We start from the raw sequence: 17,030 nt of genomic DNA, 5'->3' as shown, positions 1-17,030 counted from the left end.
TTTATCCTTAGTATGATTAATGATTCACGTAACATAATCAGCTAACGCCTCCTACTCCAGTTGCAGATAATAAAATTGCGGCATTAATTCAAATAAACAACGGGCATACTTAATTAACGTTTTCTATTCGTTACAGCTTGCCCGGCATTGAGAATTAGTCTTATTATCGTTAAGGTTATTCATCTATGAATCACAGCAAGAAAACAATAAAGGACAAAAAATGAGTACCTGGCTTATCTATGCGCTGTTATCGGCAATTACCGCCGCATTCGTCGCTATATTTGGCAAAATAGGTTTGCAGCATCTGGATGCCAATACCGCTACAGCCATTCGCTCGATTGTGATGGCGATTTTTCTGGTTGGTGTGGTTGTGGTTCAGGGGAAGCTAGAATTAGTCAGCGAGATTCTCGCCGATCGCAAGGCGCTGATGTTTATTATTTTTAGCGGCATCGCTGGCGCGCTGTCATGGTTATTCTATTTTATGGCTATCAAGTATGGAACCGTCTCTCAGGTAGCTCCAATAGATAAACTCAGCGTCGTTTTTGCCGTGATTTTCGCGGTTATTTTGTTTGGTGAAAAAGTGACATTGTTCACCGGCATTGGCATCGGCTTAATTTCCGTTGGTGCGCTGCTGGTGGCATTAGGCTAGCGGTTAACGATTTACACCAAGCTGAAATGAAAATCCGGCGCGTTATAATCTAACGCACCGGATTTAAACAACCATGGTCGTGCTGATGGTTAAAGGATGTTACTCATGCTGCACCCTGTTCTCAGACACTAACCCAACTTATTTGGCATTAGCTAATACTGAGTTAACAATCTCTACCGCTTCATGCTCAATTTTTTCACGGTGTTGTTTACCTAAAAAACTTTCGCAATAAATTTTATAGGCTTCTTCCGTGCCTGACGGTCGGGCGGCAAACCAACCATTATCCGTCATCACTTTCAAACCACCAATCGCCGCACCATTTCCTGGCGCAGTAGTCAGGCGCGCGGTAATTTTATCCCCGGCTAATGTATCTTCCGTGACCATTTCAGGGGATAGCTTAGACAAAATGGCTTTTTGTGCATGGGTAGCCGGAGCCTGAATCCGGTTATAACTCGGCGCACCAAAACGCTGAGCGAGCTGTTCATAGTGTTCCTGAGGATTCTTACCCGTCACCGCTGTAATTTCAGCTGCCAGTAAACACATAATGATGCCATCTTTATCCGTTGACCATGGCGTGCCATCAAAGCGTAAAAAAGAAGCGCCGGCGCTCTCTTCACCACCAAATCCTAAAGAACCATTAAATAATCCGTCGACAAACCACTTGAACCCAACCGGGACTTCCACCAGCTTACGCCCCTGACTGGCAACCACGCGATCGATCATTGCGCTGGATACCAGTGTCTTACCGACACCAATATCTTTGCCCCATTGAGGACGATGCTGAAATAAATAATCAATGGATACCGCAAGATAATGATTCGGATTCATTAACCCTTTCGGCGTCACGATGCCGTGGCGATCATAATCAGGGTCATTGGCAAAGGCCAAATCGAACTTACCTTTAAGCGCTAATAAACCCGCCATAGCCCATTCGGATGAACAGTCCATCCGAATAGCACCATCATGGTCCAAATGCATAAAACGGAAAGAAGGATCAACTGCGTCATTCACCAATTTTAGATTCAGGCGGTAGAAGTCAGCAATACGCTGCCAATATTCAATACCGGCTCCCCCCAGCGGATCGACGCCAATCGATAGCCCAGCATGCTGAATGGCGGGCATATCAACCACGTGAACCAATTGCTCAACGTAAGGTTGAACGAGATCCTGAGCGTGAATATGTCCGCTTTGCTGTGCTGCCGACATCGTCAGCCGTTTAACACCCTGCAATTTATTACCTAATAACTCATTGGCTCGATTTTCAATCCATTGGGTTAAATTGGTATCTGCCGGTCCACCGTTCGGTGGATTATATTTAATCCCACCGTCTTCCGGTGGATTATGGGAAGGCGTAATCACAATACCGTCAGCGGACGCTTTCCCCTCACGGTTATAACAGAGGATGGCATGGGAAATAACCGGCGTTGGCGTGAAGCCATTACTCTGCTGAATCACCACATCAATGCCGTTTGCGGTCAGCACTTCCAACACGGAAACAAAAGCTGGCTCAGATAAACCATGGGTATCTTTACCCACAAAACAAGGACCGGTAATACCATTGATCGCGCGATTCTCAGCGATAGCTTGAGCAATGGCCAAAATATGCATTTCATTAAAACTTTGTCTACCGGCGCTACCACGATGACCAGAGGTGCCAAATTTGACAGAATGCGCAGGATTCTCACAGTCAGGCTGTAAAACATAATACTCAGCTATCAGCTGAGGTATATTAATCAAATCACTTTGCCGCGCTAACTGCCCGGCTCGTGGATCATTTGCCATTAGACTCTCCCTGATAATTAATTAAATAAATTTATATTAAAAACTAGATCGTCAAACAAATCTCTTCACTCAGTTCCGCAGTAAACTGCATCGCAGACATAATCTGCACAATCATGCTGCGTTTACGTTCGGTGTTGGTATTGGTGATAACCCAATAAGGGGTTTCCGGTATGCTTTTAGGCTTGGTATGACGACCATTTTTTAGCAGCGTTTCCTGCGAATGAGAGAAATAGATGCGAGTACGGCCGTGCAGTGATTCGGTAGCTTCAGAAAAACTTTGCTTATCAGCATGATATAACGTTGACAGTATCAGCAAAAAACGATCCACGGCTTTTTTCTGTTCTTTGAAGTCTGCGGAACTCAGCAGCTTCTGAACCTTATGAACACGATCGACCGGCGCAGCTGCCACTTCCGGCACCACAACTGCCTCTTCATTTTTTTCGGCCACTACCGGTGCCAGCTTGAGCATCCGACGTAAAATTTCAGAAGCGCTTTCGCCAATATGTAAGGTATGACTGGCGATATAACGATAAAGCTCTTCATCAACTTCGATAGTTTTCATCTTTGTCCTATAATTCTTTTTCAGAGTGTTCTTGGTAATTATACAAGTTCGTATCGTGATACTCTAACGTAAAGCAACTGAATATGTGACATTGTTATGAAATTAAACTATCGCCTTCAAGGGAATGGTCAGATTATCGTTCTTATTCACGGCCTGTTTGGCAGTTTAGATAATCTGGGCGTTCTGGCCAGAGACCTACAGCAAGATTACCAAATCCTACAAGTTGACTTGCGTAATCACGGTCTTTCCCCCCATTCATCAGAGATGGATTATCAGGTCATGGCAGAAGACCTGCTTACCCTGTTGAACGAGCTGGCACTGGAGAATATCACGCTGGTAGGCCACTCGATGGGCGGTAAAGTGGCGATGAAGCTGACCGAATTAGCCCCTGCGTTAATTAAGCAATTAGTGGTTATCGACATTGCCCCCGTTGCCTATCAGGAAAGTCACCATGACGATGTTTTTGCCGCATTAAATGCCGTAACCCAATCAGGAGTGAAGCAACGTTCTGAAGCATCGGAAATTATGCGCCAATTAAACTTACATGAAGGTGTTATTCAATTCTTACTCAAATCCTTTCATGCTGGAGAGTGGCGCTTCAACTTGCCGGTATTGCAGCAGCGTTATGGGGATATTATTGGCTGGCAGACAGTGCCAGAATGGAATAAGCCGGTGATTTTTATTCGCGGTGAGCTATCCCCCTATATTCAGGATAGCTATCGCACTGCCATTGCCCATCAATTTCCACAGGCCAGAGCCTACGTGGTTGCCGGCTGTGGGCATTGGGTTCATGCCGAAAAACCTCAACACGTTATACGGATTATTCGCAAATTTTTGCAAAATTGAGCTAACTCGGTTGAAATTCAACCAACATTTAGCGGATAACCCAGTTTAGCCATTGGCGGGCGGATTCTACTGCGCTATTATCCGCTGCCACGCTAACGCGTGAAATTTCAGTTTTGCTGGGGCGACTAAACGGGTCGGTTAGTCTTATCTTTATCTGATGATGTGTTTTGAGTGTATGGCAAAAGAACAATTAGATCGTACCACGCTGGATCTTTTCGCTGACGAGCGTCGACCGGGGCGACCTAAAACCAGCCCGTTATCCCGCGATCAACAACTGAGAATCAATAAACGTAATCAGTTGCGCCGTGATAGAGTCCGCGGCTTAAAACGCGTTGAATTGAAACTATCGCAAGACGCCGTTGATATCATTGATGAGCTTTCGGCTAAACAAGGGATCAACCGCAGCGAACTGGTCGAATTACTGCTGTTAAATGAGTATAAAAAAACGACGAGTAAGCGATGATAAAAATCACCATATGCCCTCTATCACTGATGTTGGTTGACACAGATTAACGATGCCAACCAACGTCAACAATGTTATATTATTGAATACGACTGATTAATATTTATAAAGGTGTAATACACAATGGCAACCGTAGGTATTTTCTTTGGTAGCGACACTGGCAATACTGAAAACATTGCCAAAATGATCCAAAAGCAACTGGGTAAAGAGGTCGCAGAAATTCACGATATCGCCAAAAGCAGTAAAGAAGATATCGAACGCTTTGATACTCTGCTACTGGGTATTCCGACTTGGTACTACGGCGAAGCACAATGTGACTGGGATGATTTTTTCCCAACGCTGGAAGAGATCGATTTCGAAGGTAAACTGGTTGCTATCTTTGGCTGTGGCGATCAGGAAGACTACGCAGAATATTTCTGTGATGCAATGGGCACTATTCGCGATATTATTGAACCACATGGCGCAACGATTGTTGGCAACTGGCCAACCGCCAGCTACCATTTTGAAGCCTCTAAAGGCTTAGCGGATGACGACCATTTTATCGGCTTAGCCATTGACGAAGATCGTCAACCTGAATTGACCTCTGAGCGTGTATCCGCATGGGTTAAACAAATTATTGATGAAATGAATCTTGCCTGATTTATTTTTTATTATTTGTACGACATATTAAGCCCGTAGTCTATATTCAGAATTAATCAAATATATAATAACCACCAGAGAGTATCTGGTGGTTATTATATCCAACCAATGTATCCCCTTCTAATTATTAGCATTTGCCATTACCTCAGAATATATAAGGTTTTCATTGGCCGATTTAAATCAAAAATTTTACTAACCTGTGAGCAAGTGCAAACTCATATTCTAAATCTGTTGATACACTATAAAAGCTTATAGCTCATTTTTACTCTGTTAATTGTTAAATTCCATTAGTAAATTAACAGTTAATATTGGCAATAGGTTTATTAAAAGAATTTCAACTATATAAATACATCATACGGCAAATACACTGCATGCAGCCCTCATCGGGTGACAGGCATTCGCGATCATAAATAAAGAGGAACATCATAGAGATAATATAATATCTGACGGAGTGCTGACATTGTTTTATTGCCATGCCTGAATAGATTTACTTTCTATTATTATGATTTCTTTATAATAAATATGCATTCGGCATGCTAAATACGTGAATTCAATTTTATATCTATCTTCTTAAATAACGAGGAGGAGCGTCTATGCGCAGCATAGCATCCTATATTATCTGGTTTGCAATCGCTATTCTTGGCGCCTGTGGGCTCGCTATAATTGCATTAAACAATGGTGAAAAGGTCAACGCACTTTGGATTGTTGTTGTTGCCGTATCCGTCTATTTAATTGCTTATCGCTATTACAGTAAATTCATTGCTAATAAAGTATTACGCCTTGATCCCACTCGTATGACGCCAGCCTATCGTCACAATGATGGTCTGGATTACGTCCCAACCAATAAATATGTTCTTTATGGTCACCACTTTGCAGCCATTGCCGGCGCGGGGCCGTTGGTCGGTCCGGTTCTGGCAGCGCAAATGGGTTACTTACCGGGTATGATCTGGATTCTGGCCGGTGTGGTGCTAGCGGGTGCTGTTCAAGACTTTATGGTGTTGTTTGTCTCCACTCGTCGCGACGGTCGCTCATTGGGTGATTTAGTGAAAGCCGAGCTGGGTCAAGTGCCCGGTGTTATTGCCCTGTTTGGCGCCTTTATGATTATGATTATCATACTGGCGGTGCTGGCGTTAATCGTGGTTAAAGCTCTGATTAGCAGCCCATGGGGGGCATTTACCGTTGGTGTGACAATTCCGATTGCTCTGTTTATGGGTGTATATACTCGCTATATTCGTCCGGGTAAAATCGGCGAGGTTTCCGTTATCGGATTTGTGCTACTGATGCTGGCCATTATCTATGGCGGAGAAGTGGCTAAAAGTGAAACGCTAGCGCCCTTCTTTACCCTCACCGGGGTAGAACTCACTTGGGCACTGATTATCTATGGTGGCATTGCTTCAGTGTTACCCGTCTGGTTGCTGCTGGCACCCCGTGATTACCTGTCAACGTTCTTGAAAATTGGCACCATCGTTGGCTTGGCCATTGGTATCGTGATTATTGCCCCTAAACTAGAGATGCCAGCCACCACCCAATTTATTGATGGTACTGGTCCGGTATGGGCAGGCAATCTATTCCCCTTCCTGTTTATTACTATTGCCTGCGGTGCAATCTCCGGCTTCCATGCCCTGATCGCCTCAGGTACCACGCCCAAAATGTTAGAGAATGAAAGCCACGCCCGCTTTATTGGCTATGGCGGTATGTTGATGGAGTCATTTGTCGCCATTATGGCATTGATAGCGGCTTCAGTTATCGACCCTGGCGTTTATTTTGCGATGAACAGCCCATTAGCAATATTAGGACCAACGGTTGAATCTGCGGCTACCGTTGTCAGTTCATGGGGCTTTACCATTACGCCAGACGTACTGGTTCAATATGCCAAAGACGTTGGGGAAACCACCATTGTTTCCCGTGCCGGAGGTGCTCCTACTTTGGCTGTGGGTATGGCACATATCCTGAGTCAGATTACTGGCCCAACCATGATGGCATTCTGGTATCACTTCGCTATCCTGTTTGAAGCCTTGTTTATTCTGACCGCGGTGGATGCAGGTACCCGAGCAGGACGTTTTATGCTGCAAGACCTGCTAGGAACATTTGTCCCTTCAATGAAACGTACCGACTCTTTTGTTGCCAACATTACAGCAACAGCGCTGTGTGTTGCCGCATGGGGTTATTTCCTCTATCAAGGCGTTGTGGACCCATTAGGTGGAATCAATACCCTGTGGCCGCTGTTCGGTATTGCTAACCAGATGCTGGCGGCTATCGCCCTAACGCTGTGCGCAGTAGTGCTGTTCAAAATGAAGCGAGAAAAATATGCCTGGGTCGCCGTGATCCCAACTATTTTCCTGCTGGTTTGTACGCTCACCGCCGGATGGCAGAAAGTATTCGATGCTAACCCGCGCGTTGGCTTCTTGGCTCTGGCGAATAAATATCAGGCATCCTTGGATAAGGGTGAAATTCTGGCTCCGGCTAAATCACTCGATCAAATGAGCGCGCTGATATTCAACAACCAATTAGATGCCGGACTGACCATCCTCTTTATGTTGGTCATGCTCAGCGTGGTGGTTTTCGGTTTGCGTACGGCCTTCAAAGCCAAGGCTAATCCTCAACCAACGGCGAATGAAGTGCCTTACCAACCATTTCCAGCATCAATACAATAACTGACTGATGGCTAAAAACCATTAATCGCCAAGCATAAAAATGGCAGTATGCAAAAGTTTTTAGCAATACTGCCACCATAAAAAGGAGGCCAATACTTATGTTTGAAGACTTAGCAAAAGTAGGTCGCTATCTTGGGCAGGCGGCTCGTTTAATGGTGGGTATGCCTGACTACGATAATTACGTCCAGCATATGCACCTGACCCATCCGGATCGGGAAGTGATGACCTATGAGGAATTCTTCCGGGAACGTCAGAAAGCACGCTACGGCGGAGGCAATGGCCCCTGTTGTTAAATAGATTATGTCCTTTGCCGGTTACCATCGTAACCGGCTTTTCAGCCTCAAAGAAAGCCAATTGATTAATCCTTCGCTTAAAACAATCCATTAACCCAATAATTCATAGATTGCGTGATAACATTATTTCTCATGTTTTGAGCAAGATAGCGCTAATATCAAACTTATTGGCCCATTTATAGCAACAACCATCGAAAAATAGGCTAATCACATGCTACGCTATATAAGTATTTTGATTATTGTTAGCGAACCTGGTGAATGAGTCATTGTACAAAATGCACATCGCATGGTTAGCTTTGACTATGGTTCTCAATGGGCAATTAACCTGCCTCATTTGGCCTTCTTAGTAATTATCGAACCTCATTGACTTGTTGATGGGCTAAGAAAGGATTGGCTGGTTACGGCTCAATACGCCTCAGCAAATCAATAGCAAAGTAAAAAAGTGGAGATGAAATTTCCATAAAACCATAATGATAGCTATCAGTGTAATCGGATTCCCCTACATACCTTGTGGTTCCTATTTCATGTATCTGACCCTATAATGCTATATTATATTTTTGTTAACCGTTCGCTAAAGACTCATGGCGTCCCGAATTTAGGAAGAAATCTGCATGACTGATAATAATATCGCACTGAAGAAGGCTGGACTGAAAGTTACCCTTCCTAGACTTAAAATTCTGGAAATACTTCAGGGGCCTGAGAATCATCACGTTAGCGCGGAAGATTTATATAAACGTCTGATCGATATGGGAGAAGAGATTGGTCTTGCCACCGTCTATCGCGTTTTAAACCAGTTTGATGATGCCGGCATTGTCACCCGCCACAGCTTTGAAGGTGGTAAATCCGTTTTTGAACTAACGCAAAAACATCATCATGACCATTTAATCTGTCTGGACTGCGGCCGAGTTATTGAGTTTAGCGATGAATTGATCGAACAGCGTCAACGGGATATATCCGAAAGATATAATATTAAACTAACCAACCACAGCCTGTATTTGTATGGTAAGTGTATATCCGGTGACTGCCGTAAAGATGAGAATTTGCACGACTCCCGTGGTTAATTAGCTCATTCTTTCAGACTGCTATCATAGCAGCGACAATTGCCAGCATAATTGCTGGCATTATTTTTTGCTGAATTTACCGCAATCGTTACACTTAATTCCATGCTGATAGAAAAAAAGTGGAAAACCCAGCAGAATAAAAATCACAAAAGCGGATTTCTTTCCCTTGGTAAAGAGAGCAACATTATGGCTCCCGCAAGCAGGACAAATCCAATCACTCTCAACATCACTGTCGGGAATTTCCGTCTCCGCTATCGATAGTGAGAAATCCTGCTGCAAAATCTCTTCGGCTTCCTGCGCATCCTGCTCAGCCACCATTAGCCTGACGCCACCTAACGCATCAGAATAAAGCCACTGCATATTAATGGTATGCTCATCGGCAATATACGCGCGGATGCCAGCGGCCTGAAGATTACTTTTAGCAATTTGCGCCTCAAGTGGAAAAGAGTATCGCCCCACTACAACCAACGGCCCCATAATATCTTCCTTCGCCTTAAAAAAATGCCCGTCAGTTTATGCTGGCGGGCATTTTTTATTCAAGCATATTGTCAATCTGGCATACTAGCTGGCTTGAGAAGCCCAGGTATCGCGCAGACCCACCGTGCGGTTAAATACCAGATTATCCGTTGATGAATGACGATTATCAGCGCAGAAATATCCTTCACGTTCGAACTGATAAGCAAACTCAGGCTGAGCCTCTTTTAGGCTTGGCTCAACAAAACCATGGGCAATGGTTAAGGACTCTGGGTTAATCGTAGACAAGAAGTCATCTGCCGCCCCAGGGTTCGCCACATTAAATAAGCATTCATACAAACGGAATTCAGCAGGTAGTGCGTGAGAAACCGAAACCCAATGAATAACACCTTTCACCTTACGGCCATCCGCCGGATCTTTACCCAAGGTTGCCGAATCATAACTACAGTAAATGGTGGTAATTTCACCCTGAGCATCTTTCTCAACCCGCTCAGCTTTGATCACATAAGCATTTCTCAGACGGACTTCTTTACCTAAAACCAAGCGCTTATATTGCTTATTGGCTTCTTCACGGAAGTCTGCGCGATCGATGTAAATCTCACGGCTAAACGGTACACTGCGGGTTCCCATTTCAGGCTTATTCGGGTGAGCCCCAACGGTTAACCATTCTTCGTGCCCTTCCGGTACGTTCTCAATAATAACTTTAACCGGATTCAATACGGCCATGGCCCGCGGTGCATTCTCGTTTAAATCTTCACGTATGCAGGTTTCTAACGCCACCATTTCTACGTTGTTATCTTGTTTAGTTACGCCAATGCGACGGCAGAATTCACGGATTGAAGCGGCCGTATAACCACGACGACGCAGACCCGAAATGGTCGGCATCCGCGGATCGTCCCATCCTTCTACCCTATTTTCAGTCACCAGCAAATTCAGCTTACGCTTTGACATAATGGCGTATTCTAAATTCAGGCGAGAAAACTCGTACTGATGTGGATGACAAGGAATGGTGATATTGTCCAACACCCAATCATACAGACGACGGTTATCTTGGAATTCCAACGTACACAGAGAGTGAGTTATTCCCTCCAGCGCATCTGAAATGCAGTGGGTAAAGTCATACATCGGGTAGATGCACCACTTATTACCGGTCTGATGGTGATCGGCAAATTTAATCCGATACAGAACAGGGTCGCGCATAACGATAAAAGAGGATGCCATATCGATCTTGGCACGCAAACAAGCTTTACCCTCAGCAAATTCACCGTTTTTCATTTTCTCAAACAGCGCAAGGTTTTCTTCTATGCTGCGATCGCGATATGGGCTATTTTTCCCCGGCTGAGTCAGCGTTCCACGGTATTCACGCATCTCTTCAGGACTCAGCTCATCCACATAGGCTAAGCCTTTGCTGATTAATTCAACCGCATACTGATGTAACTGATCAAAATAGTCAGAAGAGTAGCGCACTGCGCCATCCCAATGAAAACCTAACCACTGAACATCATTCTTGATTGACTCAACATACTCGATATCTTCTTTTACCGGGTTAGTGTCATCAAAACGCAAATTACACAGACCTTGATAGTCCTGCGCAATGCCAAAGTTCAGGCAAATGGACTTCGCATGCCCAATATGCAGATATCCGTTCGGCTCAGGTGGAAAACGGGTCACGATAGTCGTGTGTTTACCTGATGCTAAATCTTCGTCAATAATATGACGAATAAAATTAGTTGGGCGAACTTCAGCCTCACTCATTTACTTTTTCCTCGTATGCAAAATGCAAAAGCGATCACAACGTTATAACCTCTTATAATCTAACAACCGCCCTCAGGACACAACCGTTAGTTACAGCAAAGTCAGCCGTCAAGTAGAAAGCCGCTGATTATAACCTCGTCATCGCTATATTTATTGCCGTTATTTTACCTTAAAAAGCCAATAAATAAAAAAAGCGGGAAGGTTACCCTTCCCGCTTCACACAATATATCGGCCAGATAAGCGTTAAATCTTATCCTTTAATATCGAACAGTTTGGACTGACCGGCCACTACACTACCGCTAGCCACATCAATGATACCGCTAAAATCATCAATATTACTGACAACAACCGGGCTGATAATAGAAGCTGCATTGGCAGATAAGTAATCTAAATCCAACTCCAGTACCGGATCGCCAGCCTTCACGGTAGCGCCTTCTTCAGCTAAACGCTTGAAGCCATTACCATCCAACTTAACGGTATCAATACCAATATGAACCACCACTTCTGCACCGTTTTCAGTTTCCAGACAGAATGCGTGATTAGTACCGAAAATTTTCACCAATGTACCGTTAGCCGGAGCAACCACGATTTTACCGGTTGGGCGAATAGCGATACCTTCACCAACGGCTTTACTGGCAAATGCTTCATCAGGAACCGCTTCCAGCGCCACAATATCACCGGTAATTGGCGAAATTAAGGTGCTAATAGCTTCAGCTTTTTTCACTGCTGCCTGAGGCTTAACGACTGGCTCAGATACTGTAGTTGCAGCAGCCTGAGTTTTAGGTGCAGTACCGGCAGCAATCACTTTACGCATGCTGTCAGCAATGGATTCGGCTTTTGCCCCAACAATAATCTGAATACTTTGCTTATTTAACTTAACCACACCCGCAGCGCCTAAACGCTTAGCCGCTGTACTATCAACGATGCCAGAGTCTTTTACCGTCAAGCGTAAACGAGTAATACAAGCATCAATACCGGTTAGGTTATCACTACCACCGATAATACCAATGTAGCTGGTTGCCAATGCATCCAAGCCTTCGCTGGTATTAGAGTTATCCGGTGTCGCTTCCAATTCATCTTCATCTTCACGACCCGGTGTTTTCAGGTTGAAAGCACGAATAATGACCGAGAACAGCAGGAAGTAAACCACGAAAGCCACAACGCCCATCACCAACAGCATCCAGACGTTGCTACTGGCCGCTGGTAGTTTAAACATTAACGCATAGTCAATGGCGCCCGCAGAGAACGTAAAGCCAGCGTGAATACCCAGCGCTGTCGCTACGTACAAGCTAATACCGGTCAGGATAGCGTGAACAAAGTACAGAACCGGAGCCAAGAACATAAACATAAACTCTAGCGGTTCAGTTACGCCTGTCAGGAATGCTGTTAACGCAACGGACAGTAATAAACCACCCACGGCTGCACGACGACCCGGTTTAGCGGCAAAGTACATTGCCAGTGCTGCACCCGGTAAACCAAACATCATGATCGGGAAGAAGCCAGACATAAACATCCCGGCAGTAGCATCACCATTATAGAAACGGTTGATATCACCGTGGAATACTTTGCCAGCAGCATCGGTAAAGTCACCGATCTGGAACCATGCAATGGTATTCAGAACCTGGTGTAAGCCAGTAGGAATCAGTAAACGGTTAACAAAACCAAAAATACCAGAACCTAATGCGCCCTGAGCAACAATCCACTCACCGCCAGCACCAATAGCTGCCTGAACCGGAGGCCAGACATAACCAAAGATCGCCGCCAGGATTAAACAAAAGAACCCTGTTGCGATAGGAACAAAACGCTTACCACCAAAGAATGATAAGAAGTCAGGCAGTTTAATATCAGACCAACGGTTATAAACTGCACCACCAACCAAACCTGAAATAATACCGGCTAATACGCCCATATTAATGCTGGCTTCGATGGTTACCGTTGCTTTCGTTAGAATAAAGAAACCTACCGCACCGGCTAACGCAGCTGAACCTGCATTATCTTTAGACCAAGTTGCAGCCACACCAATCGCAAAAATCAGTGCCAGGTTATCAAATATTGCCGCGCCGGCCTGAGCCATGAACGGCAGAGCCAACAAGTCTGGTTGACCGAAACGCAGTAATAATGCCGCGACCGGTAATACGGCGATCGGTAGCTGTAGCGATCGTCCTAGTCGTTGAAAAAATCCAAGTATATTCACCTTGTTTCCCCCTGCAATGCCCTGAATAGGGCCTATTTTTATACTCAACAATAAGGCGTCTACCGTATAACTCTGCCACCGTCAGATAGACAAGACACAACCAACTTACATCGTACTAATTCATAGTGTAAAAAATATATTTCGCATCGCAAATTAAAACCTCTGGATTTGTGATTATCATCACCAAAAACATGAATAAAACAACCACAAGACTAGCTATGAACCGGAACTTATTTTATCATATGAAATATTAGTTTGACACAGTATCCAAGGCGTGTTTTGTTAACGTGAACTATAGTTATAGTCATTAATTTCAAGCTATCACGTTAATTTTCACACATATGAGTATAGCCAGTGTTATGTAACCAAGAGGCATTTACATGAGACTTATTCCATTAGAAAGTGCAAAAGACGTTGGTTTATGGTCCGCCCGTCATATTGCGAACCGTATTAATGCATTTAAACCAACGGCTGAACGCCCTTTCGTGTTAGGTCTACCGACAGGAAGCACTCCGCTAACCACATACCTGCGTTTAATTGAACTTTATAAAGCGGGTGAAGTCAGTTTTAAACATGTCGTCACCTTTAATATGGATGAATATATCGGGTTAGAGCAATCTCATCCACAAAGTTATCATTCGTTCATGCATAACAATTTCTTTAGCCATATTGATATTCAGCCACAAAATATCAACTTACTGGATGGTAACGCCAGTGACGTTGAGGCCGAGTGCCAACGCTATGAAGATAAAATCAAATCCTATGGCCAAATCCATTTGTTTATGGGTGGTGTAGGTATTGATGGACATATTGCGTTTAATGAGCCGGCCTCATCGCTTTCTTCCCGCACTCGCATAAAAACATTAACTCAAGATACTCGCATCGCCAACTCGCGCTTCTTTGATAATGACATCAATAAAGTGCCTAAATATGCTCTGACTATTGGTGTTGGTACCTTGATGGATGCAGCAGAAGTCATGATTTTGGTGACCGGGCTCAATAAGGCTCAAGCATTAGAAGCCGCTGTTGAAGGCTGCGTTAACCACCTGTGGACGGTTTCAGCACTGCAACTGCACGCAAAAGCAATTATTGTTTGCGATGAACCATCTACTATGGAATTAAAAATCAAAACTGTGAAATATTTCCGTGAATTAGAAGCGGAAAATATCAAAAACCTATAGTCGCTACTGCGGGGGTTTATTATGTATGCTTTAACCCACTGCCGGATCTATACCGGCCACGATATTCTTGATAACCATGCGGTTATCGTTGCCAATGGTATGATTCAACGCGTCTGTCTGCAAAGTGAATTACCATCGGATATTGAGATTAAAGACCTGCAAGGTGCCATTTTGGCACCCGGTTTTATTGACGTTCAGCTAAATGGCTGCGGTGGTGTTCAATTTAATGATTCACTGGATGCAATTTCAATTAAAACCCTTGAAATTATGCAACAGGCCAACGAAAAGTCAGGTTGTACCAGCTACCTTCCGACATTAATCACATCCAGTGATGAATTTATGAAATATGCTATTGATGTGATGCGTGATTATTTAAACAGCCACGCTAATCAGGCATTAGGTCTTCATCTGGAAGGTCCTTATCTTAGTGTCGCTAAAAAAGGGACGCATAATCCGGACTTTATCCGTAAGCCCGATCAATCGATGATTGACTATCTTTGCCAAAATGCCGACGTGATTACCAAAATTACGCTGGCACCGGAGCAGGTTGATAGTCGCTATATTCGTCAGCTCACTGAAGCGGGTATTATTGTTTCTGCCGGTCACTCTAATGCCACCTATGAAGAAGCCCGCACCGGTTTTGCTGCCGGCATCAGCTTCGCAACCCACCTTTATAATGCGATGCCAGCGATTACCGGTCGTGCACCGGGATTGATGGGAGCTATTTTTGATACGCCAGAAATCTATACCGGCGTGATTGCCGATGGTCATCATGTTGCCTGGTCCAGCATACGTAATGCTAAACGGTTGAAGGCCGATAAACTGCTGTTAGTCACTGATGCAACAGCCCCTGCCGGTGCCAACATTGACCATTTTATTTTTGCAGGCAAACCCGTATATTACCGCAACGGAATATGTGTTGATGAAAATGGCACATTGAGTGGTTCTGCGTTAACCATGATTGAAGCCGTAGCAAACAGCGTTCAATATATCGGTATACCTCTGGATGAAGCCATTCGGATGGCAACGCTCTACCCCGCCAGAGCAATGGGTGTTTCCAAAAAATTAGGCAGTATTGAAACAGGCAAAGTGGCTAACCTAACTGCGTTTACCCACGATTTCAAAATTACCCATACCTGGGTTAATGGTTCACTCAAGTAATAGTCATCACTCATTGTGATGCAATAACAGAGGTAGTGATGACGACAAGTGGTCAGATTGGTAACATCGATTTGGTAAAGCAGTTAAATGGGGCCGTAGTCTATCGTTTAATCGATCAACAAGGCCCTATCTCCCGTATCCAAATCGCTGAACTCAGCCAACTGGCCCCTGCCAGCATTACTAAAATAACCCGACAGCTATTAGATCGTGGTCTGATTAAAGAAGTTGAACAACAGGCTTCAACCGGTGGCCGTCGGGCGGTCTCTATCGTGACTGAAAGCAAACACTTTCATACCGTCGCCATCCGTTTAGGCCGTAATGGTGCAACAGTTACGCTCTATAATCTGTCTGGGAAATCCATCGCTGAAGAAGCCTATTCCCTACCTGAACGCACTCAAGAAACGCTGGAAAAAGGTCTGCTTCACGCTATTGCCAGCTTTATTGAAACCTTCCGCAATAAAATCCGCGAATTAATCGCTATTGCCATATCCCTCCCCGGTTTGGTTGATCCAGAAGATGGCGTAGTAAAATATATGCCACATATCTCGGTAGATAACTGGCAATTAGGCAAAACGATTCGCGAACGTTTCAACGTTAACAGCTTTATTGGTCATGATATCCGTAGCTTAGCGCTTGCTGAACACTATTTTGGCGCGACTCAGGATTGTGAAGACTCGATGCTGGTCAGAGTACACCGCGGAACCGGTGCCGGTTTTATTATTAACGGACAGATTTTTCTGGGTAAAAATCGTAACGTCGGTGAAATTGGTCATATCCAAATCGATCCGCTGGGGGAACGCTGTTACTGCGGTAATTTTGGCTGTCTGGAAACCGTTGCCTCTAATCTGGCAATCGAACAGCGGGTACGTAACCTGCTCAGCCAAGGATATAGCAGTAAACTCACTCTGGACGACTGTAGCATTTCCACCATCTGTAAAGCCGCCAATAAAGGGGATGAGTTGGCAGTTAACGTCATTGAATATGTTGGCCATCAGTTAGGTAAAGCCATTTCCATAGCCATTAACCTATTTAACCCGCAGAAAGTGGTGATCTCTGGTGATCTTACTGAAGCAGAGAAAATTTTATTAAACGCAATTCAACGCTGTATTGATAATCAGGTTCTGATCAATTTCAGACAAAGTCTACCGCTGGTCACATCTCAGTTGGATCACCGTTCCGCCATCGGTTCCTTTGCTCTGGTTAAGCGTTCGATGCTTAACGGCATTTTATTACAGCATCTATTAGGGGAAAATAACGATTAAAGGCCGGGTAGCCTCTCGTTATGCTCTTTATGCCCTAAAACGTATCTCTCCTGC

At 44.5% G+C, this 17,030-nt stretch carries 15 protein-coding genes; 10 read left to right on the top strand and 5 right to left on the bottom strand.

From position 1 onward, the window contains the following. Positions 1-220: 220 nt before the first annotated feature. Entirely contained in the window at positions 221-649 is a 429-nt protein-coding gene (locus EL341_RS06395) for an EamA family transporter (RefSeq protein ID WP_047780634.1), read from the top strand. A 138-nt stretch (positions 650-787) separates the two neighbouring features. Here EL341_RS06395 and pgm read toward each other — a convergent pair whose 3' ends face one another. Further along, positions 788-2,431 carry a phosphoglucomutase (alpha-D-glucose-1,6-bisphosphate-dependent) gene (pgm, locus tag EL341_RS06390; RefSeq protein WP_074820973.1) on the bottom strand — a complete coding sequence of 548 codons (1,644 nt, stop codon included), beginning with the start codon at positions 2,429-2,431 and terminating at the stop codon, positions 788-790. Positions 2,432-2,474: 43 nt separating this feature from the next. Next, positions 2,475-2,993, bottom strand: a complete 519-nt coding sequence (seqA, locus tag EL341_RS06385; protein ID WP_074820970.1) for a replication initiation negative regulator SeqA — start codon at positions 2,991-2,993, stop codon at positions 2,475-2,477. A gap of 96 nt (positions 2,994-3,089) precedes the next feature. Between seqA and EL341_RS06380 the strand changes: the two genes are divergently transcribed. The 6 genes from EL341_RS06380 to fur all read left to right on the top strand — a co-directional run bounded on the left by EL341_RS06380 (position 3,090) and on the right by fur (position 8,949). After that, positions 3,090-3,839: an alpha/beta fold hydrolase gene (locus tag EL341_RS06380; RefSeq protein ID WP_047780631.1), complete on the top strand. Its 750-nt coding sequence runs from the start codon at positions 3,090-3,092 to the stop codon at positions 3,837-3,839. Positions 3,840-4,014: 175 nt separating this feature from the next. Further along, positions 4,015-4,302 (top strand): LexA regulated protein, encoded by a 288-nt coding sequence (gene ybfE / locus EL341_RS06375; protein WP_047780630.1) that lies wholly within the window; start codon positions 4,015-4,017, stop codon positions 4,300-4,302. A 123-nt stretch (positions 4,303-4,425) separates the two neighbouring features. After that, positions 4,426-4,941, top strand: a complete 516-nt coding sequence (fldA, locus tag EL341_RS06370; protein ID WP_047780629.1) for a flavodoxin FldA — start codon at positions 4,426-4,428, stop codon at positions 4,939-4,941. Positions 4,942-5,534: 593 nt separating this feature from the next. Next, the gene (gene cstA, locus EL341_RS06365) at positions 5,535-7,595 is read left to right on the top strand and encodes a pyruvate/proton symporter CstA (RefSeq protein WP_074820967.1); all 2,061 of its coding nucleotides are present in this window, start codon (positions 5,535-5,537) and stop codon (positions 7,593-7,595) included. 98 nt (positions 7,596-7,693) lie between these two features. Beyond that, positions 7,694-7,888, top strand: a complete 195-nt coding sequence (locus EL341_RS06360; protein WP_074820964.1) for a YbdD/YjiX family protein — start codon at positions 7,694-7,696, stop codon at positions 7,886-7,888. A gap of 611 nt (positions 7,889-8,499) precedes the next feature. Continuing rightward, on the top strand, positions 8,500-8,949 hold the full coding sequence (fur, locus tag EL341_RS06355; RefSeq protein WP_047780627.1) for a ferric iron uptake transcriptional regulator: 450 nt from the start codon (positions 8,500-8,502) through the stop codon (positions 8,947-8,949). A gap of 60 nt (positions 8,950-9,009) precedes the next feature. Here the strand turns inward: fur and EL341_RS06350 are convergent, their stop codons facing one another. From EL341_RS06350 to nagE, 3 genes are all read right to left on the bottom strand, one after another. Continuing rightward, complete coding sequence (locus EL341_RS06350) at positions 9,010-9,426, bottom strand: putative signal transducing protein (RefSeq protein ID WP_197723518.1); 417 nt, start codon at positions 9,424-9,426, stop codon at positions 9,010-9,012. 84 nt (positions 9,427-9,510) lie between these two features. Beyond that, positions 9,511-11,178 carry a glutamine--tRNA ligase gene (glnS, locus tag EL341_RS06345; RefSeq protein ID WP_047780626.1) on the bottom strand — a complete coding sequence of 556 codons (1,668 nt, stop codon included), beginning with the start codon at positions 11,176-11,178 and terminating at the stop codon, positions 9,511-9,513. Between the two features lie 250 nt (positions 11,179-11,428). Next, positions 11,429-13,372: a PTS N-acetyl glucosamine transporter subunit IIABC gene (gene nagE / locus EL341_RS06340; protein WP_074820960.1), complete on the bottom strand. Its 1,944-nt coding sequence runs from the start codon at positions 13,370-13,372 to the stop codon at positions 11,429-11,431. 380 nt (positions 13,373-13,752) lie between these two features. On the opposite strand from nagE, the gene nagB reads away from it, so the two are divergent. Genes nagB through nagC form a run of 3 tightly spaced genes read left to right on the top strand, consistent with a single transcriptional unit; the run spans position 13,753 to position 16,976 of the window. Next, entirely contained in the window at positions 13,753-14,553 is an 801-nt protein-coding gene (nagB, locus tag EL341_RS06335; protein WP_047780624.1) for a glucosamine-6-phosphate deaminase, read from the top strand. Between the two features lie 21 nt (positions 14,554-14,574). Further along, positions 14,575-15,714: an N-acetylglucosamine-6-phosphate deacetylase gene (gene nagA / locus EL341_RS06330; protein WP_074820957.1), complete on the top strand. Its 1,140-nt coding sequence runs from the start codon at positions 14,575-14,577 to the stop codon at positions 15,712-15,714. A gap of 38 nt (positions 15,715-15,752) precedes the next feature. After that, positions 15,753-16,976: a DNA-binding transcriptional regulator NagC gene (nagC, locus tag EL341_RS06325; RefSeq protein WP_074820956.1), complete on the top strand. Its 1,224-nt coding sequence runs from the start codon at positions 15,753-15,755 to the stop codon at positions 16,974-16,976. Positions 16,977-17,030 lie beyond the last annotated feature (54 nt).

This window comes from Pragia fontium (assembly GCF_900638655.1).
GTDB classification, from domain to species: domain Bacteria; phylum Pseudomonadota; class Gammaproteobacteria; order Enterobacterales; family Enterobacteriaceae; genus Pragia; species Pragia fontium.
This window is presented reverse-complemented; position numbering and strand designations above follow the sequence as displayed.